Origin of the sequence: Neisseria sp. 83E34 (assembly GCF_001308015.1) — a bacterium.
Taxonomy (GTDB): Bacteria; Pseudomonadota; Gammaproteobacteria; order Burkholderiales; family Neisseriaceae; genus Neisseria.
Genome location: NZ_LGYH01000001.1, coordinates 421474 through 441799 on the forward strand (window position 1 = coordinate 421474; position 20326 = coordinate 441799).

Below are 20326 nucleotides of genomic sequence, written 5' to 3' on the forward strand. Positions count from 1 at the left end.
TAGGAATATCCATGTTGGGATTAGCCGTATTGTTTGGTTTGTCAGTCTGGATTGGCCTGACGGTTTTGGCTGCTTATTTATGTGGAAAGCTTACTTCGAAGCTGGGTCTAGGAAGACGGATAGGCCGGTTTGCAGGGTTTATGTTACTGATGGGGTCTGTATTTGTTTATTGGACTTGGGAATTTATGGCAGTTAAGAATTATATAGAAAAAAAATGTCATGACGAAGCTGGTGTGAAAATATATGTAGATTCTAAGGAGTGGCGTAGATTATCTAACTCAAATATGGAAAATTCAGTAATCTTTGATCATCATGTTAAACTTAATTCAAAAAAATATTATATAGATGGAAAAGAGCTTTTTTCAATAGGAAAAATAACAGATAGACTGATCTTGTTTTATGTCCCCTCTAATGGTGAAGATACGATGTATACAAAAAAAAATAAACAAATAATTATAGATATTAACACAGATAAAAAAATAATAGAGAGGACATATTTTACAGCTGGTGTAGGACAAGAATCAGATAATTCATATAAATTATGGTTAAATAATATAGACGACTGCTCTTCAGATGTACTAAAAGATTTTGAGGAAAAGTTACAATTTTACTTAAATTAATTTTAAAGGGGTAGGATAATGAATTCGTTGTTAACAAATTTTGTATATCTATCGGTTGCAAGCTATGCGAATTTATCTAATATTGAAAAATCAGATGAAACTGGTAAATTTTTCAATGCGCTAAATGATGCTAAGAATGGAAATTTACCAAGTAATTTTGCTAAATTAATTTCTGATTCTTACAAAGTAATTGCCCACTGGAAAGATAGCAATTCATTATTTGACGGAGAGAGCGGCTTCTCCGGTACATTATTTCAAGCCAAAGACACAGGTAGTTTTGTTTTGGCATTGAAAGGCACGGCAGGTTTTAAAGATTTGGTAGTTACCGACGGAACTGATATTGTTCTTGACGGTTTGGCTCACCATCAAATTGTCGATATGTATAATTTTTGGCAGCAAATAAATACACCTGAAGGACAAAGTTATCAGGCCGCGGCCATAAAAACAGTAGCTATTGATCCATTGGGTGCAATATCTTTATTAGATGGGGCAACAGCTGAAGGATATTTCAGTAATAATAAAATAGTCCAACAGATTTATTTTACCGACTCTACCGAAGTATACAAAGATGGGCGTCAGTTTGGTTTAGGTATTGATGTGGATACGGTTACCGTAACAGGACACAGTTTGGGAGGACATCTGTCTGCTGCGTTTTCCAGATTATTTCCTGAAGCAACCGAACATGCCTATATGATTAATGGAGCGGGCTTTGGCGGGTCTGGGAATATTGTCAGCGCTCCTGAGCTTACACGCCCGACCTTTAATATTCAATCCGTATTTCATAAATTGGGCGGAGCTGATCAATTTGATGCCAATAAAATTACCAATGTTATTGGGGATAAGAATATCGATTTTGTTGCCCAAGATTGGTTTATTGCATTAAATCAGCCCGGGCAAGCGTATGAACTGTTTATTGAACAGCCAAAGGTATCTTCCCATACGTTTGGGCATGGTTCGGGACAAATGAGCGATTCGATGGCGGTAGCCGATTTATTTGTCAGGCTGGATGCCGGTTTGCAGCAAAAACCATTGAAGGAATTATTATTCTTTATTGATACTGTATTTGAAGCTTCTGCCGTAGATAATGCAAATACACTGGAACACATAGTAGAAAAACTATATCACTTGCTTAATCCGGAAGGATCTTTGGAAATTAAAGCTGAAGATAGAGATGCGCTTTACGGCGGCATCTTAAAAGTACAGGAGTTGATTAATAGTTTAGGTGTACAGGGTAATTATACTTTTGAGAGCATACCGCAAGATATTGGTAAACTTGCATCGATTGAAGGCTCTGATGCTGTGGCATATCGTTATGCTTTATTAAATTTGAACCCGTTCGTAGTGAAGGGCTTAGACTACTCTGCACACAACAGCAACGGTTCTTTAGATCTGCAAAGCCCGAACAACCCTAACGGTATGAGCGAGGTATTTATTGAAAAACGCAGCGAGTTAATGCAGGTTTACTTGAAAGTGGCAAACGATAAACTACCCAATGCGCTTTATACAAATGATGTGGAATATACCGATAAAGGGGAAATGTTCACATTATCCGCTTATGAGTACCGAAACAACCATCCTGTCCGTTCAACAAATCCGGCTGTCGTAGCTTTTGCACTAAACGGAGAGAAAGATTTAGCAGGAGGTATGAAGGAGGACTATCTCTTTACAGGGGCGGGGAATCAAACGCTTGACGGAAAAGATGGCAATGATTACATGGAAGGTGGGATGGGTTTCGACACTTACATGATCCAAGGTTCCGATACTGTCTATGATAGCGATAACAATGGCAAAATTGTTTTTGCCTCAAGCAATGTTCAGGCAGCCTCATTCATGAATAGGCCGGAAGATACTCCTAATTATTGGTACAGCGTAGATGAGGCAGGCAAGCGTGACGGTAAGATGTTTGCAGTGAAAGCAGGTGCGGATTTGAATGTTTTCCACGGGCAGGACAAGGTTACCGTAAAAGGCTTTTTCGATCATGCCAAGAAAAACGGTAATGCTTTGGAAGCATTGGGCATGTCGTTGGCAGTTGAGGACGGTGCCCAGGAAGTTAAAGGAGAGTCTGTAATATATGGTGCAGGAGAGGCGGATAAATACAATGTATTTTATGCCGGTTCCGGGCATACGGTGAATATTACAGGCGGTCATAAGGACGATATTGTATTTGCTACCGCAACCAAAGGGCTCATTTTGAACGCAGCAGGTGGCAATGACCGTATTTTCGGCAGCTATGCAGCAGATATGATTGATGGCAGTGACGGTAATGATTGGATTAACGGTAGTGCTTATGTGCCGCCAACCAAACTTAATGCAGAAATGGAAGCCGATAAGGATTTGATTATCGGAGGTTCGGGTAACGATATTATTTGGGGTGCCGGTGGTGATGATATTATTTACGCTGGCGCCCGAGGCGAGCATTTGTTTGAGAGTAGTAGCAACCTGCGTGGTGATTGGATTGCCGGGGGTGCTGGTAATGATAGGGTTTACGGCAGCCGCGAACGTGATTTTTTGCAAGGCGGTTCGGGTAGTGATACGGTGCAAGGCGGCGCCGGTGATGATGTAATTTTAGGTGATGGCGAAATCCGCTTAGATTCCCGTATGCTGTCCATTTTTAACGAACCTGTTTATACGCCGGTATATACACCGACAACCCCGATTCACCCCTTGGTACCATGGAACGGCGGCACCGTTTCACCTTCATACTCTTATGGCAATGCATTGACAGTAGAACATACACTCAACAGTGGCAGTTGGAAAAAATTACCTTTAAATAGCGCCAGTAAAACCCACCCGGATTCCAATCAATGGGACTTCTCCATCAATGCCGCTCAGAGAGAGTACCATGTCAATAATAAATTGGCATTGGCAAGTGATGCCCACCGCGTAGGTAAAAGGAATGCTGATGACGAGAAAGAAGGTGCATTTAATGATTTTCTATATGGTGGATCAGGCGATGATTTGATTGTGGGCCAAGACGGAGATGATTTACTGCACGGCGGCGACGGTAACGATATTCTTTGGGGAGATGATAACCGCAATCCCGATATTTCGGGCAATGACATACTTGTCGGTGGTGCAGGTAATAATATACTTATCGGCGGAAAAGGTTTGGATACCTATATTTTTGACAGTAGTGACTTGCAGAAAAGGGGCTCAAATAATCACATTATCGACAGTGATGGATTGGGTCGTATTATGATCGACGGGCAATTTGTTGAAACTGTCAATTGGCAAGCAGAAGCCGCAGGGCGCTGGTCGGCAAAAGAACAGGGCTGGATATTGCATGAGGAAAACGGCAGCCTGCATTTAAGCGGAAATGGTTTTCAGACAGGCATTACGTTAGAAAACTACCACTCAGGTATGTTTGGTTTAAACCTACCTGCTTGGGCAGAACAACCTATAGTAGAAAATCCCGAACCGCAGCCTGTTCCCGATGATTCACGACAGCAAGAAGACCCTGTTCCGGATACACATCGGACAGAGCCGCCTAAAGGTCGTTATGAAACACCGGAGCATACCTGGAGCGGAAATGAGGATGGAGATACTTTAACCGGAACCGATGCTCGGGAAGATCTGAACGGTTATGGAGGGGATGATATTATCGACGGCATGGGTGGCAACGATGTCATTAACGGAGGCGAAGGAAACGACATTATGAAAGGCGGCGCAGGAGCCGATACTTATGTTTTCTCCGGGAATTGGGGTCGAGATACCATTATTAGTGAGAATGCTGAAGATCATATCTATTTCAAGGACGTGCGTTTTTCAGAAGTACGCCTTGAACGTGAAGGACAGGATTTGATGGTATTCAAGCTGAATAGTGAAGACCAAATTCGAATTCAGGATCAATTCGAGCCGGAAACCTGGGAAGTACAGGCCATTGTAAACTGGGAGTTTGCTGACGGTCAGATTTTCAAATCCAGTGAAATAAATAATCATATTGCAGGCTTTGAAAATGATAAACCGGCTGCTATGAACTATGCTGTTGACTCTACTGCAAGTAGCACGCTGGATAGTTACCGCGAAGCAGCAATGGCGGGCGTATAGATATCTGATTGGAGTTTGAAAACTAAATTCTGAAATGAAATAGGATTTAAGGGGCCAATCTACTTCAGCCCCTTTTTTATTATTTTCTAATGCAGTTTCTAGAACCTGAATCCGAATAGCATTTCCTCAGGCTTGTCTTTCAGATTGACAATTATGTTGCTGTTCAAATCGAAGCGGTAGTTTATCCCTCTACTCCGGTCACCGTCTCCAATCTGTATCTCGTCTTCATTGAAAGTGGTGATATATTGAAAGTTGCCTTGTTCGCTTTGCTCGTGAATATAATTCAACAGGTTGACTTTCTTTCTGATTTCGATACCGTGAAATACACCGTCATGTATCAGAAAATCGGGCAACGGGATATTCCCGCGCACGGCATTCAGAAATACAGTCAGATCATAAATGACTGTTTTCAGCTTGGTCTGTCCCAATGCTTCGATATGGGGAAAACCGATTTCTATTTTTACCGGCACTTTTCTGTTTTTCAACTGCCCTGGAGCCGAAATGTCCAAATAAACGCCCTTTGCTTCATAACGAATGTCTTCAAATGCGGCGGCAACGATTTCGTTAAACAGACTCCGGATGGTCTCAACGGATTCCGAATACTCAGACAAGGCAATCTGTATCTGCATATGATGTATACTTTCATCGTGGTGCATCCTGCCGAGTTCTGCATGGATTTTTTCAATATTGTCCAGCTTTTGGCGGATTTCGGCAATTTTTGCACTTTCCAATGCATATCTGCCCCATGCTTCAGTCAATGACATATCCATATTATCATCAATCGTTTTCATCAACCCTGCACGCTGCACATCCTTCTCTTGAATTTCTGCCAGCAGTTTTTTATGCTCTGAGGACAATTCCGTCATGCGGCTGCCGTAAAATTTCAGCCGTTCTCGGGTAATGGATGCCCGAAAATCCAGCACTTCTTCCAAACTTTTCCTGACAATCCGGCCTAAATCCAGAGCCACCGATTCGTATTGTTTCCAGACATCATCCACATCAATCTCGTTTTGGGACGATTCCGTGAATTTCTTTAATTTTTCAAGCTGATTGCTGGTTTGACGCTCTTTCTTTCTCAAGTTCGCCAGTTGTTCGTCCAGTTCTGCAATTCTTTCGGAAACTCTTTTGAAGGAGTCGCTGAGTTTGAATTCGCTTAATGACTGTCGAATGAGTGTTAACTCTTTTCCTTTGGCAGCCATTTCCGAACGCAATTGGGAGACAGGCTTGCCGGATGTGTCCGTCAGGTATTTTTGCAAAACATTGGCTTCCTGAGTCAGTTCCTCCGTTATTGCCCAGGTTTTCAGCAAATTGTTCAGATGGGTTGAAGGCAGTCCGAGCAAATAAAGATTCAACAATACCAGCAGGCTCTTTTTAGCCCCTCCGTGCTGGAGATAGGTAACCGGATCATTGCGTTTTACGCTTGTCAAATCATCTTTGGCAAAGAAATTCATCAAATTGCGGTAACTCCCTTCCGGATATTTCCGCTCTGCGGACTGTGGAAAGAATTTTCCGGACAGAAGTTTTTTTGCTTCCTCAATTTCGTAAGAGTATTCAGCCTGATTGTTTTCCCGGATGTAGACTTTCTTCTGTTCCCCAAAACTGCGGCGAATTTGCAGGAGTTCTCCCCTATTTTCCAGAAGCAGGCAGATCTGATGCTCTTGCTCCTTCAGAAATGCGTATTTTTTGTCGTTGAAAATCTTTGCTGCATCCGAAGACAGCAGCAGGTAATCGATAAGACGGACAATACTGGATTTACCGATACCGTTTGTTCCGTGGGATTGTCCGTCTTTAGCGGAACCGATGATAAGGTTCAGTCCGGGCTTGAAGTTTATGTCCCGCAACAGAAAACCAGTCGGAGACCAAAGTTTTTTCAGCATAATCAATGCCTCTATATCTAATCAAAGATGTCGGTTTGAGTTTGATACCGGCAAATCGTGATATGGTAATGTTCGTGCTCTATTGCACCTATCGTATACAAAAATTCCAAAGACGAATAAAAATTGACAATCGTTCGGCGGGGATCCTGTTTGAGAAATGACGCAAGCAGGTCATCAATCATGATCGGAGATTTTTTTGACAGAATTTTCAATAATCCTGCCCCCATTGCCACAACGGATAGGCTCAAATCACTTTCGGGATGTAATAGCGCCATTCTAATCCCTTCCCGGTTTTGTACCGATATGGCATTGTGAGAAAACATACCATACCAATGCGGATATATAGGCCGAAAGCATATCATCCTTCAATTCACTGTTATAACGTTCTTCGTAATTCTCGATCAACCGTTTCATTTTCTGGAATCCGCTGATCGGCAGTGCCGTCAATTTGGCGTAGTCGTTGAAAATCCTGTTTTTAACGGTATTAATGTCGCGGTCTACATAGGCATTCAATGCCTCTTCTATTTCAGCTTGGAACGGATAAGTGGATTTTATCGAATCCTCAAACTCTTCATACTCGGATTCTGTGCTATTGGATCGGATTTTACGTAGAATTTCCGGAGCTTTTTCCAGATAGTCTATCTGGTCGGTTTCGTAGTCCTGACTGCACAAGTCATCAAGCAGTTTTTTCACAAAATCCCTGCCGAGATATTCGTCACCGATATTTAATTCGCGGTACAGCCGGTATTTCTGCGGATATATCCTAGATCGTCCGTCGACATCCGTTTCAATCATGTACAGAATATGGCCGAGTCCGCATATTTTGTGCTGTCTTCCCCAGTCGGCTACCAGTCGGATATGCTCGGGAGCAGGTTCCAAGTTAGTATAAAAATGCCAGTCAGAATACAGCTGCTGCCAGTTTGATTGGTAAGAGCCAAAGTCATCGCGCAACTTCGTGGTCATTTTTCCAGTTTGGCCGGCTTTCTCCGGCGCATAACAGGCAACACAAATCCCTGTCCGTATCAGACAGTCGGCACCTTGGTCTTTGATCCTGCGGACTTCCTGAATTTTGTCGCTTCCGTAATGGGTACGCAGGAGGGATATGATAAATTTCTGAAAATCGAAACCGGTAAGATTCGACACTTGGGTTCGGATGAGGTTTTTCAGCGGGCTATCCATTTACATAACCTCCCCGGATAACGGCATTTTTTCAAGATTAGACTCAAGTAACCGGTGTATGTCTTGCAGCAGTCGGAGCAGTCCGGATTCCAAAACGGGATATTGGCGTATCAGATTTTCAATATCTTTCAACTCCTGAATCGCAGAAGCTTCACCCGACTGTTCGTACGGATCAATTTGCAGGAAAACGCACAAATCGACAACCCTACGGCTAATGACCTTACACTTTCCTGATCTTACCCGTTGGATGAAATCCTTATTCAGCGGTGCTTTTATGTTTTTAGCGATGTCATCTTGATACTCTCGGTTATAAGTATCAACACAGTCGCGCAAAGTCAGCCGTTGTGCTTTGAGCACACGATCAACTTCCGAAGCAATTTGGAGATATGAACGGTAATTCTTCATTGTATTGAAAAAATAATAAATTTACTGAATTATATCATTTTTTTGATAAATAAATGTAAAATAATAAAGACTGTCTGAAAAAATCAGACAGTCTTTATTTGTCGGTTCCATAAATATGTATGGATTTCGGTATTCGGATTGACTTTTCAGAGCCATCTTTCCCGAAATATCCTCAAATCAAAAGCTTATTTTGCGGCCAGCTTGGTTTTTTTCCCTGTTTTTCCAAAAGACCGCACGTAGCAGAATGTTGGTATCGGCGGTAATCTTCATTCCTGCATAAATGTCGGCAATGTAAAATCCTTGCTCTTCGGCCTCATCAACCAACCGTTGTTGGCGTTCCAAATTCTGCTCGTCCGTACTGACCCGCATATAGATGCGGGCGATTTTGACCTCCATCGGACAAACCTCTACTTTTTAAGCCAAGAAATTATACTGCCTTTTTTTGAATTATGAGAAAATAAAAAGAGAGCATACAGATTCATACCGTTTTTTACCTATGGTTATTTGATTGGAGTTTGAAAACTAAATTTTGAAATGAAATAGAATTTAAGGGGCTAATTACTTTAGTCCCTATTTTATTTCAGTTGATTACATTTTCTATGTGGTAGAATATAAATATGTATCGACCAATGAAAGGGCGGACTATGTGTACATTAATGCAAAAAGACGCACTGATCGAACGTGTAGCGTCGGTGCAGGCATTGATTGCCCGCAAAACCCCGCGTACCGGAAAACGTTCCGCAGACCAAGACAGAATCGTTTCGCTGCGCCGTTTCCTTTATGCTTCGGCTCCCGAGGACATAGATTTTGATGCTGTAGCGGATGAATGTAACGTCCTCCACCGAAAATATTCGGCGTTGCCGAAACTGGAGGCGATGGCATAAATGATGCCCACACGGGAAGCAGCCGCATTTGAACTGATTTGGGACGACCTGATTTCCGAAAGTCAGGTTCGTCCCTCTTCTTTTCCTAAAGGTTTCGTGCTGGGCGGTCAACCCGGTGCGGGAAAATCTAACCTTGTCCGTAAAATCAATGCAGAGCTTGGCGGGAATCTGCTGGTAGTAAACGGCGACGAATTCCGCCGCTACCATCCCGATTTCGAGGAGATCCAAGAAAAATACGGCAAAGATGCTCCCAAACATACCTCCGTCTTTTCGGGCACGATGACGGAAAAAGCGATAGCCAAAGCGTTGGCAGAGCGCTACAACATTAGTGTTGAGGGTACTTTCCGAACAACCGAAGTGCCGCTGGGAACCTTAGACCAAATGCGCACCCACGGATATGAAACGGCCGTCTATATTCAGACTACTCCGGCTGAAGTGAGTTGGCAAAGCACACTTGACCGATACAGACAGATGGAAGCATTAGGAGAAATGCCACGATATACCGATAAAGCACATCATGATTTGGTGGTGGAATTGCTGCCGAAAAATGCCGATGCCGTGTTTGTATCTGGCAAAGCCGATCATTTCAGGGTATATAACAGGGATGGTTTGGTTTTTGACGACCGTATCCATGTCGGGCAGATGCCCGGTGCAGCTATCGATTACGAATTGCACCGCAATGAGCGGGAACTCGGGAAGATTCGGGCGGACTTCCAAAAGAACATCCATCTTTTGTCCCCTGCACAAAAGCAAGTAATAGAGGCGGGTGAAGCCGTAATCAAAGGGCTTTCCCCTGCCGAACAGATGCAGGCACGGATTAATCTGTATGGGAGTTTGTTAGCCCAAATTAAGGAGCGGCATCCTTCATTGGACGACCCTGAACCTGAACGTTGAAAGCTGCCGGAACCTTTACAGGCAGCTTTCTTCACTTCATATGTTTCAACAAAGAAGTAATGGTAGTGACAATAATCCTCCCGCAGGAGGGGGCAAGTCGGGCTTGGGCTTGCCGGTTGCGTAGGCTGCCGCAGGTGCCGAAGCGGTCGGCATGGTCAAGTCCGGCTTGGGGGCGTGGGGACGTTTCGGGCGGAGGTACGGAGCCGGGAACGGGGCTGCTGCGGGCTGGATTTTGACAAACGATTTTCCCATCTGCCATATTCAGGCCGTCTGAAACCGTCTCTTTCAGACGGCCTGCTACATCAAAAATTAAAGATTACTTGCTCAATTGTCCACCAAGTTTTAGGGTATGCGTCCCTAAATTCGTCAATTTTCCATAGATTTTCTTCATCATTAATCCCTGTATCATAGATAAATTTTCCATCAGAACCTATAAAATGTGTTGCTCTTATACAACTATTTCTTATACTGGCCTCCACATTGGAGACATTTTCCAGCATCAGCAGGTTAGTTAAGGCTACTGTGTCCAGCCTTGTATTGGGGGGAATATCCCCTTTCAGGCAGTCTGAAAACAGCTTGTCATACGTTGCGCGGGGTAACAATGCAAATGTTTCTGTCATAGTGCCGACACCGTAATCCTCACATGTTTGTGCCAGTAATTCGTAAGTAAAATCCGAACTGCCTTTTAAGGCCGAAGCAAAAATTTCTATGCAGTCGTCTGCTGTCAAAGCTTCATTCAGGCGGTCGGTATTTCTCCATAAAGTCATAAAAGCTTCACGCATTTTATGCGGTTCGAGTTTTTCAAACAGAGATACTGTATTTTCTACACAATTTTTTGCTTCATTCATGTTTATCCCCTTTTTCAGTAATCGTTACATCGTTTTTCCTGCAATACGCCCCTAGTACCCTGTCTAAATCGGATAAGGTAGCTACGCTGTATCCGTTGACATACAGATGTGTATCCATCGCATTAATGCTATATTCCACAGGTAAAAAACGGTAACGCCCTTCTATGGCTTGCCTGAGCCGCTCCAGTAGCAGATGCTGGCGGATATTGCCGATATGCGGCGGTTCTTTATGCCCCCGTGCCATCTCCCAAACATCCTGCTCGAAGTTGATAAAACTGTATCCGCCAAGTTGTTCCAACAAGTGAACCCAATGGTCGAAATCGACTGCCACATCATCCCAAAACATCATTTCATACCCCGCTTTCATAATAATTTTTAATGCCTTTTCTGCTATTTCCTGCTCAAACCATGCCGTAGGGTCGGTATAAAACTGATTCGGCATATTTAGATAAACGCCAAAATCAATCAAAGCTCCATCGCACCACCATCTCGCATCAAGATTCAAATCTCCCTTGTAATAAACCTCTATAAATGTGCCGCGTATTTTGTAGGTTTCGGCAGCGCTCTTACTTTCAATATCCGCTGTCATCTGCACCCGTCCAAATTCGGCATCAATTTCTTTCAGGGGTTTCAGAAGCTGCATCAACCGTAAATAGCGGTCTATATCGAACGTAACCGTTAAATCTTGATAAACCCTTATATCTCCATCATCATCAGCCCATATGTTGTCTTTTAATGCTGCTTCATCTAAAAAAATAACCATCTCGCGCGTACCTGTATATCCATATTGAAAGTGGTATTTCATCGCTGCTTCCTTTCTTTTCAGACGGCCTAAAGGCCGTCTGAATCGTTTGTTGCAAAAATCAGTCTGTCCACAATCGGATTCGGCAAAATCCGTTATTGATGGCAGATTGAACGGTGTAATATTCAGAGAAACCTTCTTCTTCAGCCCAAGCAAGGTATTTGAACAGCCTGTTTTTAATATCGCTTTTGATTTTCATCAGACCGCTTTCGGTTAAGACCAAAGGCATACTGCACCCCATTCCGCGCTCCAATGTCATTTCATCCACAATCTGAAAGAAATGGCGGATACGGTTTCTGCTCTGAGGCGTCAGCTTTGTCAGACAATCCTCCTGTCTGTGGTTCGGACGGCCGACATAACAACGTGTACCCATCTCAAATGCCTCCTGATTTGGATGTTTTCATGTATGCGTCGGACAGGTAGCGGCTGAACTCGCTAAAACGCCCCCGTACCCATTCGTCGCCTGCGTTGCAGTTTCCCTGTTTGGCCAACAGTTCTTTTGCCCATGTTTTCATCATAGGGAAGCCTTCCGAAAAGCCGTCGGTAAAGCCCAGTTGTTTATAGAAAAATTCACTGTTTTTCCTGTCGAGGTCAATCAGGAAACAGGCGATTTCCCGATGGTCGGGGTGCTTCGGGTTTTGAACCAGCAGGGTCAGCCTGCGGCCTTTGATGCGGTAATCGGCAATAAAGAAGCGCAGGTCTTCGGACATTGCAGGTTCGTATTCTTTCGATAAGCCCAAACCCCACTCTAGGGTGTACCAGCAATCTTCAAATGCCGCTTTCAGGTTTTTTCCTGCGGTATGACATGCTATCCAGCCCATGATTTTTTCCTTTTCTGATATATTCTGCTTTTTCAGACGGCCTCAACAGGCCGTCTGAAACTTGGTTAACGATTACCACCAACTGTCATAAAAGACTGCCAAGCCGTTTGCTATGACTTCGCGGGCGGCTGCAATAAATTTCTTGGTATCCTCTATATCTTCGGGGTATACCTCCTCGCCGCCGAAGAAAAAGCCCGGTGTATGTTCCAGTTCGTTGTTGTCTAACGCCTGTTCCAACCGTTCCAAGTCCTCTAACTCCAGCCTTACCGTTCGGCAGTTAAATATTTCTTCTTGCCCGCCTTTTTCTCTGTAAAGCTCTTCCATCCAACCATGCAGATGATTGAATTTGCGCCAGTAGGCTATGTCGGTTAGCTGCGCTTGCTCGCGCTCTTCATCGGTTTTCGGCATTACATCGGTTTGTCGGTCGCCCGCAAACTCGGCACACATGGTGTAGCCGTACATGTCCAGTCCCATAGTCATTCCTTTTATGCGAAATAATTAACAATGCAACGATACAACCATCGGGGGCGGTAGCCGCCGTGTTGTGATGTCGTTAAAAATTTCAAAGCGCCAAAAGTCCAGACTGGCTTTGTGCGGCTTTCATCTTTGTCCGGTGCGTCCTCTGTGACGTGGTGGAAAAGGTGGAAGACGTGCAAAGACACTCGTCTTGGTCTGGACTTTTGGCGCTTTGAAATTTAGACATCAGGAGACAACACGGCGGCTACCGCCCCCGATGGTTGTTTACGGGACAGCCGCTTGCGGCGTTTCCGCCTTTGGCGGAATACACCGTTTAGCGGTGTTTTTGGCACCTTGTGCCTATCCTGCGTCTAGTTTAAAAAGGGGACTTAGATGGGAGTTTTTCGTTTGAAAAGCAAGATGGAGGTACGCGGGAACAGATTGATATTGCGTTAGATTAGGATAGATAACATTAGTTTTTTTATGGATAAAATTAGTTATATTTAGATAGGAATGGATAATAGATAGATTTAAATTAGTTTCAATTTTGATTTAATTTAGATATTAGATAGATTATAATTAGATTTTATATTGACAAAAATAGATTAAATTGGTATTTATTTAGACTAAATTAGATTTTTTTTGGATAGCTTTAGATAAGAATTGGATAAGCAAGATGACTAAGATTTCAGCAGCTGAATTTATTGAAATGCATCAACAAAAAGCAGGCAAGGTTTCAAAACTTGAACCTTTCCGTGAAGACATTTTACTGCTGAAATCCAAAGGCTATACCCAGCAGCAGATTTTGGATTTTTTAAAGATGAACGGCGTAACCGCCGGAATGACGACCTTAAACTGGTTCATCCGAAGTCGGAAAGACAACACGGAATTTGCCCACGCTGCTCAACGGATATCTGTTGAGACTGCTCCGGCAGTAATTGAGAAACCGGCCAAGCATACGTCTCCTACGAAACCGAATGAAATTGGCGAACCTAGAAAATTCAAGTGGGGTACAGTGCCGTCGGATGAAGAATTGTTCGGTTCTTTAGAAAAAAAGTGGCCTGAAGATGGCTCAGAGCCGGGACAGCCCCGTAAATTTGAGTGGAACCCTGCTGCTATCGACACTGAAAAACTGTTGTAAAAAAGTCGTCTGAATCCTTTCAGACGACCGGTTTGTTTGCCTAAATCAAGAGTACCTTTCTTCCAATTGATGCCTCACAGACACAATAAAAACCATATCATGTTCAAACCGGTAAAGCACCAAATACCCCCGGTTTCCAAACGGAACGGGCCACTCCCGGTACACATCATCAAAATATCTTCCCTGAGCTGGGAAAACAGCCAGTTCATTTAAAGCAGCCTTTATTGCGCGGATCGCATTGATCGCGACCGTAGGATTTTTATCAGCCAAAAATTTATAAAGCCTGTTCAAATCATCGGTTGCTTTTTCTGTCAACACTACTTGCGGCATTTGAGCGGTTCCACAGGTTTACCGTCAGTAATGTCGTCCATCCACTTATTGACTTCCTCAAGAGTCAGATGCGAACCTGTTTCCTGATAATGCCGCCACGATTCATCTGCTGCCGTTCTCAATGCCGCTTTGCGCTCTTCTCTGTCAAGAAACTGATTAACCGCCTCTTTCATCAACCAATGAATAGAACGGTCCTGCTGTTCGGCTACGGACTTCAACCGTTCTTTTGTTTCCGGTGTCAGTTTTACTGCTACCGGTACGGATTGAGTTTTCATGACCAAACCTCTTTTAGGTTGTAAAAAGTAATACCATTATATACCCATATCTCCCGACAAACCAATTTATTCACAACAAACGTGCATATCCCTCTTGCTTTAAAGCATAAACGGCTATTTCCTAAATAAAAAAAGAATTGTACAAAAAATCATCAGGCCGGATGGCCTATTGATATCTGTATGTGATCTCTGCGTCTAGTTTGGAAAGGGGGCTTAAATAGAAATTTTTCGTTTGTAAAGCAAGATGGAGGTACGCGCGGAGAGGATATTTTTTGTTTTATTTTGTTTTGTTTGTTAATTTTGATTTAATTTAATTTTTTTTTTGGTTTTCATTGGTATTTATTTTTTATTATTTTTAAATAAATTTGTTTTTTATTTTTAATAGTTGGTATTTAATAAGTTTAAATTGGATTTGTTTTGTAGGATTTTGTATTGTGAGTGACTTGGAAGACTTCATCAGAGAACATGATCTGCGTCCGGGGAAAAGCAAGAAATCCGTGCTCCATCCCTATGCTGATGAAATTTTTAAAATGAAAGAAATGGGATTTACGGAAAAGATCATCCTGCAATTCTTGAAAGAAAAAAAAGGGATTGTTGTAAGCCAACAAACCCTTAACTGGTTTATTCGCAGTAAAGCTTCGGAGCGTTTGGGAAAATCCACACCTGAAAACAAAAAGCGACCTGCAATATTTGAAATGGGTAATTTGACCCCAAAAGCATCCTATGTACGATCTGAAACTGAATTTAGTTCAGAGCCGACTAATCCTATAAAACAGAGTGGAAAAATACGATTTGGAAATAACCAAGATATTGATCCAAAAGCATTAAAATAATGCCGTCTGTGACATTTTAGACGGCATAAATAGTTGTTAGAGCGGTTTCTAATCGAGTTCCAAAATAGCCTCAATCCGGGATAGGACATCTTGCAACACATAATCGGGAACTTTTTCCTTTAATATAGCTTTGCGTGCTTTCCAATCCAAAGATTTGAGCTGGTGGCAGTGAATATTTCCTTGAGTATGAGTTCCAGATCCAAGCAGTGTAGAAAGCATTCCTCTTGCGGCTTCTGCCTTTCCTTGCGAAACGGGGCAGGCAAAAACCAGCCCTGTCGCCTTATTAAATGCTTTAGGAGATAATATCAAAGCAAAATGATCTCCCTGCATTTCTTTTCCTGATGCAGGGTCGAATCGTAGATGGATAATATCGCCTTTTTCCGGGATATACATTATTCAGCGATCTCCTTGCCGACATCAGGCATTTCTTCCCATCCTTTAACGCGCGGAGCACCGTCTTGCATTTCTGCTAACAATTCAGACAGCTTATACCGTGGGCGTTTAACCGCCTTGATTACAATCGTTTGTCCTTTGACTTCGGTTTGCAGTTCATCACCAATCTGTAAACCGAGCTGGCTGATAATTTCTTTGGGAAAGCGCACCGCTGCGCTGTTTCCCCATTTCTGCAATTTCATCGTAATACTCCTCATTGCGGTGTATCTACATTGTAGATACTTTGTGCAGCTGTGTCAAAAATATAACTCCCTAAACCAATTTATCCACAACAAACGTGTATATTTCTTTATTTCAGGCGGGTACTGTGACCATCATACAAATAGCTATCTTAATAAAATAACCTGCCTGCCAAGTTCATTCAGAATATTTGCCGCTTTTTTGTCGAAAGTGGCAAATTTTTCTGCCCCCAGCTGGCTGCCTATATATTCATTTACCCCGTCTGCAAAATCGCCGCCATTTTCCATTACTGCCAATCCTGCTTCGATTTCATCTTCCTTCACAACCAAATTGGGAACAGAGACAATGAAGTTTCTTAGCTGATCTACAATCATTTTTCGCGGTGTTTTATAAACCCGTAGCAATACCCAAACGGTTTCAATAAGCACGGTAGTAGAAATCATAATTTCATGATTCATTTCAAACAGCTCAATGGCTTTTTGTTGTTGCTCAAGATCGTCGCCGACCAATAACCTGATAAGCACATTAGTATCTATTGCTATTGCGCTCATTCTTCTTTCTCCAAGCCGATGGCTCCTTCTGAGGCAGCGGATTCTGCAATAGCTTCATTGATCTGGTCAACAGTTAAATGCGCCCCGGAAACATTTTTCATGCAACCGGCAAAATCACGTACTGATTTAATCTTGCCTTCCTTGTGTTTTGCTCTGATTTTTAATTCTCCACCGGGTAATTTGAATACTTCCAACTCGTCTCCGGCACCGATACCCAGATGCTGTAAATACTCTTTTTTAAACGTTACCTGGCTTTTTGCCGTAACTTTCAATGTGGTTGCCATTGTTGGTTCCTCTTTGATTTTACGTCTTAAGGTAAGGATGATTTTACCTTACTTTATTTTAATATTAAACCAATTTATCCACAACAAACGTGCATATCCCTCTTGCTTTAAAGCCTAACAGGTTATTTCTATTATAAAAAATTGAATTGCCCAAAAAAACATCACGCCTATGGCGGGTTAAGTTTTATGTAGGGGTCTTTGAGGGGGTATTTGTATAGTGTTTGATCCTTTTGTACAAAGAATTGTGTACGTTTCGTACATTGTATTTTGTACAATATGTACAAAGATATGATTTTAAATAACTTTTTTAAAAAGGTAAAAGAGTGGCCAAATGCTAAAAAAACAGCTTTCAGACAGGCCTTGGGAGGTTTGGAGCCTGTGCCGTGCATAAAAAAGCGGCTGAAGTAGCACTTCAGCCGAGTAAAAATAATGGTTTTTAGGGTTTTGACGGTAAAAAGGCGCAATAAGCCTTCAGACCTTATTGCGCTGATTTGGGGATGATACCTGCTGCCTTTAATGCCGCTTTGTGATTCTCGGATTGTTCTTTATCCGGCTTTGGGGGCGGGGGTTTATTCTTTTTTTCTGCCAGAGCCCGTTGTTGGGCTTGCATGATTTCTTCATACTCCCGCCGTAGTTTTTCGTCTGTCTGTTTTTGATTTGCTTGGGAAGAGGGCGAGGATTTATTTAAATCCGATAAGAGAAAACCGTAGCAGCCGGAGGCGATCGCATTTTCCATGACTGGTCTAATATCCAAACCTTTATCATGAATGGCTTTAAGCTGCTTGAGTAAAGTCTTCTTGCCTTTAATGGAAACTTTATTGCCTGTATCAATCCGCATATCTAGGAATGCGTGCCACAAATCCAGCGGCACCCAGTTGTCCAAACGGAAGTTGTCGCGGTCTATGATGAATTGGTTTGAGAAGCCTTTGGGGAGTTTCAATCCGCGTGCCTGGTAGCATTTTTCCAGTAGTTTTTCCCGATTGAGCAGCCAGTGCATTTTACCGTGCACACCGCCACGTCGGTATTGCAGCACACCAAGCGCCAGTAATCCTTTGCGTGCTTTTTCGTATCCCCGTCGGGTCAGGCCCAATTCTTCTTTTAAATCGGCTGCCGTTTTGTAAAGCCAGCCTTTTCGCTCGGGCTGCGCATCGTTGACTTGAGACCACCAAAAGAGGTTGCTCAGTAGTGTTGCCGCCTGCAAATTTGAACCGCACATGACAATAAATTCGCTGTGAATGACAGAGAATTTGTTGGAAAGATGAGGGCGCAGATCGGCGATGAGCATTTAATGGTTTCCGTTTAACGTTATGCGTTATATAATATATCCATGATTCAAACTTTTAACTGCAAACACACCGAGCAGCTGTTCCAAGGTCGCTGCCCATTGAAATTCAGGGCTATCCGAAAGACAGCGGAGCGCAAACTGCAAATGTTGGATTCTGCCGTTACTGTGGATTTTCTGCGCTCCCCGCCCGGTAACAGACTTGAAGCACTCAAAGGCAGCCGTACCGGACAGTTCAGCATCCGTATCAATGACCAATGGTGGGTTTGCTTCCGTTTTGAAAACGGCCATGCCTACGATGTGGAAATTGTCGATTACCATTAAGGAGCCACCATGAATAACCAAATGAGACCCATACACCCCGGCGAAATTTTGCGTGAAGAGTATTTGATTCCGCTGGGTATAACGGCCAATGCCCTGTCTATTGCCCTGCATGTTCCCGCACCGCGCATCAACGACATCGTGCGCGAAAAGCGGGGCATCAGTCCCGATACGGCCTTGCGGCTTGCCCGCTATTTCGGAGGCGATGCACAAAGCTGGCTGAACCTGCAAAATGCCTATGACCTGAAAACGGCAGAGCAGTCCCTGAAACAGGAGATCGAACACATCATTCCGATGCAGGTATAAACAGCCGGAACAATCGCCATACAACGGAGCCGTAACAGGCTCTGTTTTTTTATGTGCGTATAGGGGCATAAACTCGTCATAGATTTGGACGAATTTTTCGATTAGGTGTGGGCGCGGGTCAGAGATAAGCATTTGGTTTTTTTAATGACTATGCTTTAAATTTTCGAATTTTCTCTATCTGATATAGGCGCGGATTTATTTTTACTTTTCCACCCGTCAGTATTTGAATTCTGTACGCTTGCTTTTCCGGAACAACCTCCTGCCATTGTGTTACCGCAGACGGACTAATTCCCAAAGCTCTAGCAACAGCAATTTTCGTACCATAAAAAGCAATAACATCTTTAGTTAGCATAATGAAATATTCTCTTTTTTAAGTTCTCTTAAAGTATAGATGTAAAGAATACTTAAATCAACATGGGTTAAGATAACTTAAAGCTAAAATAATTCTGAGAAGAGGTTCCTTGTGCAAGCAAATACAATCGGAGAGCGTATCCGAAAAATGAGGAAAGACATGAATCTGACCCAACAAGATTTAGCCAAAAGGCTAAAAGATGTGTCTCATGTTGCAATCTCTCAGTGGGAATCAAATACCACAAAACCTAATGCAGAGAATTTGTATGACCTCTCAACTCTCTTCGGCTGCGATTTGGGTTGGTTGTTGAAAGGAATTGAAAGTGAAGCGAGTAATGCAAACTTCATTTCTGAAATTTCTTCTGAAAAAATTCCCATTCTTAACTATAAAGATGTTTATAAAATTAATGAGGATTCTCCTTTTATATCAACAACAGGAGAATTCATCATGACTGACATCAAGAGTTCAAAACTTACCTTTGCCTTGAAACTCGAGGGAGACTCAATGGCAAATGATTTTTTAAATGGTGACATCATCATCATTGACCCAATGGAAAAACCCGAGCCGGGAGAGTTCGTATTGGCAGTCGTAGGTGAGGATGTCTTATTTAGAAAATACCGTGTTGACAATCTTGGGCAATTTTCTCTTCAGCCCCTTAATCCTGATTACCCTGTAATTTCATCAAATGATACGGAAATTCGAATTATTGGAATTTTGGTTGAACACAGAATTTATAGGAGAAAACGATAAGAAAGGCCGTCTGAAAATTTTCAGACGGCCTTAGTTAAAATTAAATTAAGCCCTTATCAGTACGTCTGCGGAAATACCGAGCTTGTAATGAATCCTGCGGATCATCGCCAGCGTCAGCGGGCGTTTGCCATTGAACACTTCATAAACCCGGTTAGGCTTGCCGATAATGTCTTCCATATCTTTAATTTCCAAACCTAACTGTTCCATGCGGAATTTTATCGCTTCAATCGGCTCAGGTGGTTCAATGGGATAGTGGGCAGACTCGTAAATATTGACCAAATCTGCCAATACTTCAAAATAATCGGCTTCTTCTTGTGTTGCATTGTCAGGATTGCTGTCAAAAAATGCCCCTAAGAGCTTTAACGCATCTTGATAATCAGCTTCTGCTCTTAATGGTTTAATTTTAGGAAGTTTGGTCATTTGAGTTCCTTTCAT

At 42.8% G+C, this 20326-nt stretch carries 29 protein-coding genes; 9 read left to right on the top strand and 20 right to left on the bottom strand.

The window, feature by feature from the left end; genetic code table 11:
* Window positions 1–11: 11 nt before the first annotated feature.
* Both AKG09_RS02060 and AKG09_RS02065 read left to right on the top strand, forming a co-directional pair.
* On the top strand, window positions 12–620 hold the full coding sequence (locus tag AKG09_RS02060) for a hypothetical protein (RefSeq protein ID WP_054617824.1): 609 nt from the start codon (window positions 12–14) through the stop codon (window positions 618–620).
* An 18-nt stretch (window positions 621–638) separates the two neighbouring features.
* Complete coding sequence (locus AKG09_RS02065; protein ID WP_054617825.1) at window positions 639–4667, top strand: calcium-binding protein; 4029 nt, start codon at window positions 639–641, stop codon at window positions 4665–4667.
* 98 nt (window positions 4668–4765) lie between these two features.
* On the opposite strand, the gene AKG09_RS02070 is transcribed toward AKG09_RS02065, so the two are convergent.
* The 5 genes from AKG09_RS02070 to AKG09_RS11810 all read right to left on the bottom strand — a co-directional run bounded on the left by AKG09_RS02070 (window position 4766) and on the right by AKG09_RS11810 (window position 8524).
* Window positions 4766–6544 carry a DUF2326 domain-containing protein gene (locus tag AKG09_RS02070; protein ID WP_054617826.1) on the bottom strand — a complete coding sequence of 593 codons (1779 nt, stop codon included), beginning with the start codon at window positions 6542–6544 and terminating at the stop codon, window positions 4766–4768.
* A gap of 17 nt (window positions 6545–6561) precedes the next feature.
* Complete coding sequence (locus AKG09_RS02075; RefSeq protein WP_054617827.1) at window positions 6562–6819, bottom strand: ABC-three component system middle component 6; 258 nt, start codon at window positions 6817–6819, stop codon at window positions 6562–6564.
* Window position 6820: 1 nt separating this feature from the next.
* Complete coding sequence (locus AKG09_RS02080) at window positions 6821–7723, bottom strand: hypothetical protein (protein WP_054617828.1); 903 nt, start codon at window positions 7721–7723, stop codon at window positions 6821–6823.
* Complete coding sequence (locus tag AKG09_RS02085; RefSeq protein ID WP_156320770.1) at window positions 7724–8080, bottom strand: hypothetical protein; 357 nt, start codon at window positions 8078–8080, stop codon at window positions 7724–7726.
* A 225-nt stretch (window positions 8081–8305) separates the two neighbouring features.
* Window positions 8306–8524, bottom strand: coding sequence for a recombinase family protein (locus AKG09_RS11810; protein WP_054617830.1), 219 nt, complete (start codon window positions 8522–8524; stop codon window positions 8306–8308).
* A gap of 248 nt (window positions 8525–8772) precedes the next feature.
* Here AKG09_RS11810 and AKG09_RS02095 point away from each other — a divergent pair, with 248 nt between their 5' ends.
* Both AKG09_RS02095 and AKG09_RS02100 read left to right on the top strand, forming a co-directional pair.
* Window positions 8773–9012, top strand: coding sequence for a hypothetical protein (locus tag AKG09_RS02095; RefSeq protein WP_231623883.1), 240 nt, complete (start codon window positions 8773–8775; stop codon window positions 9010–9012).
* Entirely contained in the window at window positions 9013–9906 is an 894-nt protein-coding gene (locus tag AKG09_RS02100) for a zeta toxin family protein (RefSeq protein WP_054617832.1), read from the top strand.
* Between the two features lie 31 nt (window positions 9907–9937).
* Here AKG09_RS02100 and AKG09_RS11815 read toward each other — a convergent pair whose 3' ends face one another.
* The 6 genes from AKG09_RS11815 to AKG09_RS02130 form a co-directional block, all read right to left on the bottom strand.
* Window positions 9938–10165: a hypothetical protein gene (locus AKG09_RS11815; protein ID WP_156320771.1), complete on the bottom strand. Its 228-nt coding sequence runs from the start codon at window positions 10163–10165 to the stop codon at window positions 9938–9940.
* A gap of 43 nt (window positions 10166–10208) precedes the next feature.
* On the bottom strand, window positions 10209–10754 hold the full coding sequence (locus AKG09_RS02105) for a hypothetical protein (protein ID WP_054617833.1): 546 nt from the start codon (window positions 10752–10754) through the stop codon (window positions 10209–10211).
* Window positions 10747–11559, bottom strand: coding sequence for a hypothetical protein (locus tag AKG09_RS12130; RefSeq protein ID WP_231623884.1), 813 nt, complete (start codon window positions 11557–11559; stop codon window positions 10747–10749). The genes AKG09_RS02105 and AKG09_RS12130 overlap by 8 nt, the downstream gene beginning before the upstream one ends.
* A 58-nt stretch (window positions 11560–11617) precedes the next feature.
* Window positions 11618–11929 (bottom strand): hypothetical protein, encoded by a 312-nt coding sequence (locus AKG09_RS02120; RefSeq protein ID WP_054617834.1) that lies wholly within the window; start codon window positions 11927–11929, stop codon window positions 11618–11620.
* Between the two features lies 1 nt (window position 11930).
* Window positions 11931–12377: a hypothetical protein gene (locus tag AKG09_RS02125; RefSeq protein WP_054617835.1), complete on the bottom strand. Its 447-nt coding sequence runs from the start codon at window positions 12375–12377 to the stop codon at window positions 11931–11933.
* 72 nt (window positions 12378–12449) lie between these two features.
* Window positions 12450–12851 carry a phosphoglycerate kinase gene (locus AKG09_RS02130; RefSeq protein ID WP_197272088.1) on the bottom strand — a complete coding sequence of 134 codons (402 nt, stop codon included), beginning with the start codon at window positions 12849–12851 and terminating at the stop codon, window positions 12450–12452.
* Between the two features lie 658 nt (window positions 12852–13509).
* On the opposite strand from AKG09_RS02130, the gene AKG09_RS02135 reads away from it, so the two are divergent.
* Window positions 13510–13974 carry a hypothetical protein gene (locus tag AKG09_RS02135; protein ID WP_054617837.1) on the top strand — a complete coding sequence of 155 codons (465 nt, stop codon included), beginning with the start codon at window positions 13510–13512 and terminating at the stop codon, window positions 13972–13974.
* A gap of 45 nt (window positions 13975–14019) precedes the next feature.
* On the opposite strand, the gene AKG09_RS02140 is transcribed toward AKG09_RS02135, so the two are convergent.
* The gene (locus tag AKG09_RS02140; RefSeq protein ID WP_054617838.1) at window positions 14020–14304 is read right to left on the bottom strand and encodes a type II toxin-antitoxin system RelE/ParE family toxin; all 285 of its coding nucleotides are present in this window, start codon (window positions 14302–14304) and stop codon (window positions 14020–14022) included.
* Window positions 14292–14579, bottom strand: a complete 288-nt coding sequence (locus tag AKG09_RS02145) for a CopG family ribbon-helix-helix protein (RefSeq protein WP_009115645.1) — start codon at window positions 14577–14579, stop codon at window positions 14292–14294. The genes AKG09_RS02140 and AKG09_RS02145 overlap by 13 nt, the downstream gene beginning before the upstream one ends.
* A 434-nt stretch (window positions 14580–15013) precedes the next feature.
* Between AKG09_RS02145 and AKG09_RS02150 the strand changes: the two genes are divergently transcribed.
* The gene (locus AKG09_RS02150) at window positions 15014–15412 is read left to right on the top strand and encodes a hypothetical protein (RefSeq protein WP_054617839.1); all 399 of its coding nucleotides are present in this window, start codon (window positions 15014–15016) and stop codon (window positions 15410–15412) included.
* A 48-nt stretch (window positions 15413–15460) separates the two neighbouring features.
* On the opposite strand, the gene AKG09_RS02155 is transcribed toward AKG09_RS02150, so the two are convergent.
* The 5 genes from AKG09_RS02155 to AKG09_RS02175 form a co-directional block, all read right to left on the bottom strand.
* Window positions 15461–15805 carry a type II toxin-antitoxin system PemK/MazF family toxin gene (locus tag AKG09_RS02155; protein WP_054617840.1) on the bottom strand — a complete coding sequence of 115 codons (345 nt, stop codon included), beginning with the start codon at window positions 15803–15805 and terminating at the stop codon, window positions 15461–15463.
* Window positions 15805–16047: an AbrB/MazE/SpoVT family DNA-binding domain-containing protein gene (locus tag AKG09_RS02160; protein WP_054617841.1), complete on the bottom strand. Its 243-nt coding sequence runs from the start codon at window positions 16045–16047 to the stop codon at window positions 15805–15807. The genes AKG09_RS02155 and AKG09_RS02160 overlap by 1 nt, the downstream gene beginning before the upstream one ends.
* Before the next feature lie 144 nt (window positions 16048–16191).
* The gene (locus AKG09_RS02165) at window positions 16192–16596 is read right to left on the bottom strand and encodes a type II toxin-antitoxin system VapC family toxin (RefSeq protein WP_054617842.1); all 405 of its coding nucleotides are present in this window, start codon (window positions 16594–16596) and stop codon (window positions 16192–16194) included.
* Window positions 16593–16880 carry an AbrB/MazE/SpoVT family DNA-binding domain-containing protein gene (locus AKG09_RS02170; protein WP_054617843.1) on the bottom strand — a complete coding sequence of 96 codons (288 nt, stop codon included), beginning with the start codon at window positions 16878–16880 and terminating at the stop codon, window positions 16593–16595. The genes AKG09_RS02165 and AKG09_RS02170 overlap by 4 nt, the downstream gene beginning before the upstream one ends.
* Window positions 16881–17358: 478 nt before the next feature.
* The gene (locus tag AKG09_RS02175) at window positions 17359–18165 is read right to left on the bottom strand and encodes a hypothetical protein (protein ID WP_054617844.1); all 807 of its coding nucleotides are present in this window, start codon (window positions 18163–18165) and stop codon (window positions 17359–17361) included.
* A 42-nt stretch (window positions 18166–18207) separates the two neighbouring features.
* Between AKG09_RS02175 and AKG09_RS02180 the strand changes: the two genes are divergently transcribed.
* Together AKG09_RS02180 and AKG09_RS02185 are read left to right on the top strand one after the other, a co-directional pair.
* On the top strand, window positions 18208–18486 hold the full coding sequence (locus AKG09_RS02180; RefSeq protein WP_054617845.1) for a type II toxin-antitoxin system RelE/ParE family toxin: 279 nt from the start codon (window positions 18208–18210) through the stop codon (window positions 18484–18486).
* 9 nt (window positions 18487–18495) lie between these two features.
* Window positions 18496–18789, top strand: coding sequence for a HigA family addiction module antitoxin (locus AKG09_RS02185; RefSeq protein WP_054617846.1), 294 nt, complete (start codon window positions 18496–18498; stop codon window positions 18787–18789).
* A 148-nt stretch (window positions 18790–18937) separates the two neighbouring features.
* On the opposite strand, the gene AKG09_RS02190 is transcribed toward AKG09_RS02185, so the two are convergent.
* Window positions 18938–19141, bottom strand: coding sequence for a Cro/CI family transcriptional regulator (locus tag AKG09_RS02190; RefSeq protein WP_054617847.1), 204 nt, complete (start codon window positions 19139–19141; stop codon window positions 18938–18940).
* A gap of 111 nt (window positions 19142–19252) precedes the next feature.
* Here AKG09_RS02190 and AKG09_RS02195 point away from each other — a divergent pair, with 111 nt between their 5' ends.
* A complete protein-coding gene (locus AKG09_RS02195; RefSeq protein ID WP_054600255.1) occupies window positions 19253–19891 on the top strand; it encodes a S24 family peptidase in 639 nt (212 codons plus the stop codon).
* 45 nt (window positions 19892–19936) lie between these two features.
* Here AKG09_RS02195 and AKG09_RS02200 read toward each other — a convergent pair whose 3' ends face one another.
* The gene (locus tag AKG09_RS02200) at window positions 19937–20311 is read right to left on the bottom strand and encodes a type II toxin-antitoxin system HigA family antitoxin (RefSeq protein ID WP_054617848.1); all 375 of its coding nucleotides are present in this window, start codon (window positions 20309–20311) and stop codon (window positions 19937–19939) included.
* Between the last annotated feature and the right edge of the window lie 15 nt (window positions 20312–20326).

What these genes read in the sequence shown, in the direction of transcription:
- AKG09_RS02140 (WP_054617838.1), bottom strand. Translation starts at nt 14,304, where the DNA reads ATGCCGCAAGTAGTGTTGACAGAAAAAGCAACCGATGATTTGAACAGG.
- AKG09_RS02070 (WP_054617826.1), bottom strand. Translation starts at nt 6,544, where the DNA reads ATGCTGAAAAAACTTTGGTCTCCGACTGGTTTTCTGTTGCGGGACATA.
- AKG09_RS02160 (WP_054617841.1), bottom strand. Translation starts at nt 16,047, where the DNA reads ATGAAATTGCAGAAATGGGGAAACAGCGCAGCGGTGCGCTTTCCCAAA.
- AKG09_RS02165 (WP_054617842.1), bottom strand. Translation starts at nt 16,596, where the DNA reads ATGAGCGCAATAGCAATAGATACTAATGTGCTTATCAGGTTATTGGTC.
- AKG09_RS02185 (WP_054617846.1), top strand. Translation starts at nt 18,496, where the DNA reads ATGAATAACCAAATGAGACCCATACACCCCGGCGAAATTTTGCGTGAA.
- AKG09_RS02190 (WP_054617847.1), bottom strand. Translation starts at nt 19,141, where the DNA reads ATGCTAACTAAAGATGTTATTGCTTTTTATGGTACGAAAATTGCTGTT.
- AKG09_RS11815 (WP_156320771.1), bottom strand. Translation starts at nt 10,165, where the DNA reads ATGGCAGATGGGAAAATCGTTTGTCAAAATCCAGCCCGCAGCAGCCCC.
- AKG09_RS02120 (WP_054617834.1), bottom strand. Translation starts at nt 11,929, where the DNA reads ATGGGTACACGTTGTTATGTCGGCCGTCCGAACCACAGACAGGAGGAT.
- AKG09_RS02125 (WP_054617835.1), bottom strand. Translation starts at nt 12,377, where the DNA reads ATGGGCTGGATAGCATGTCATACCGCAGGAAAAAACCTGAAAGCGGCA.
- AKG09_RS02170 (WP_054617843.1), bottom strand. Translation starts at nt 16,880, where the DNA reads ATGGCAACCACATTGAAAGTTACGGCAAAAAGCCAGGTAACGTTTAAA.
- AKG09_RS02060 (WP_054617824.1), top strand. Translation starts at nt 12, where the DNA reads ATGTTGGGATTAGCCGTATTGTTTGGTTTGTCAGTCTGGATTGGCCTG.
- AKG09_RS02175 (WP_054617844.1), bottom strand. Translation starts at nt 18,165, where the DNA reads ATGCTCATCGCCGATCTGCGCCCTCATCTTTCCAACAAATTCTCTGTC.
- AKG09_RS02145 (WP_009115645.1), bottom strand. Translation starts at nt 14,579, where the DNA reads ATGAAAACTCAATCCGTACCGGTAGCAGTAAAACTGACACCGGAAACA.
- AKG09_RS12130 (WP_231623884.1), bottom strand. Translation starts at nt 11,559, where the DNA reads ATGAAATACCACTTTCAATATGGATATACAGGTACGCGCGAGATGGTT.
- AKG09_RS02155 (WP_054617840.1), bottom strand. Translation starts at nt 15,805, where the DNA reads ATGTATATCCCGGAAAAAGGCGATATTATCCATCTACGATTCGACCCT.
- AKG09_RS11810 (WP_054617830.1), bottom strand. Translation starts at nt 8,524, where the DNA reads ATGGAGGTCAAAATCGCCCGCATCTATATGCGGGTCAGTACGGACGAG.
- AKG09_RS02100 (WP_054617832.1), top strand. Translation starts at nt 9,013, where the DNA reads ATGATGCCCACACGGGAAGCAGCCGCATTTGAACTGATTTGGGACGAC.
- AKG09_RS02130 (WP_197272088.1), bottom strand. Translation starts at nt 12,851, where the DNA reads ATGGGACTGGACATGTACGGCTACACCATGTGTGCCGAGTTTGCGGGC.
- AKG09_RS02075 (WP_054617827.1), bottom strand. Translation starts at nt 6,819, where the DNA reads ATGGCGCTATTACATCCCGAAAGTGATTTGAGCCTATCCGTTGTGGCA.
- AKG09_RS02105 (WP_054617833.1), bottom strand. Translation starts at nt 10,754, where the DNA reads ATGAATGAAGCAAAAAATTGTGTAGAAAATACAGTATCTCTGTTTGAA.
- AKG09_RS02200 (WP_054617848.1), bottom strand. Translation starts at nt 20,311, where the DNA reads ATGACCAAACTTCCTAAAATTAAACCATTAAGAGCAGAAGCTGATTAT.
- AKG09_RS02095 (WP_231623883.1), top strand. Translation starts at nt 8,773, where the DNA reads ATGTGTACATTAATGCAAAAAGACGCACTGATCGAACGTGTAGCGTCG.
- AKG09_RS02080 (WP_054617828.1), bottom strand. Translation starts at nt 7,723, where the DNA reads ATGGATAGCCCGCTGAAAAACCTCATCCGAACCCAAGTGTCGAATCTT.
- AKG09_RS02180 (WP_054617845.1), top strand. Translation starts at nt 18,208, where the DNA reads ATGATTCAAACTTTTAACTGCAAACACACCGAGCAGCTGTTCCAAGGT.
- AKG09_RS02065 (WP_054617825.1), top strand. Translation starts at nt 639, where the DNA reads ATGAATTCGTTGTTAACAAATTTTGTATATCTATCGGTTGCAAGCTAT.
- AKG09_RS02135 (WP_054617837.1), top strand. Translation starts at nt 13,510, where the DNA reads ATGACTAAGATTTCAGCAGCTGAATTTATTGAAATGCATCAACAAAAA.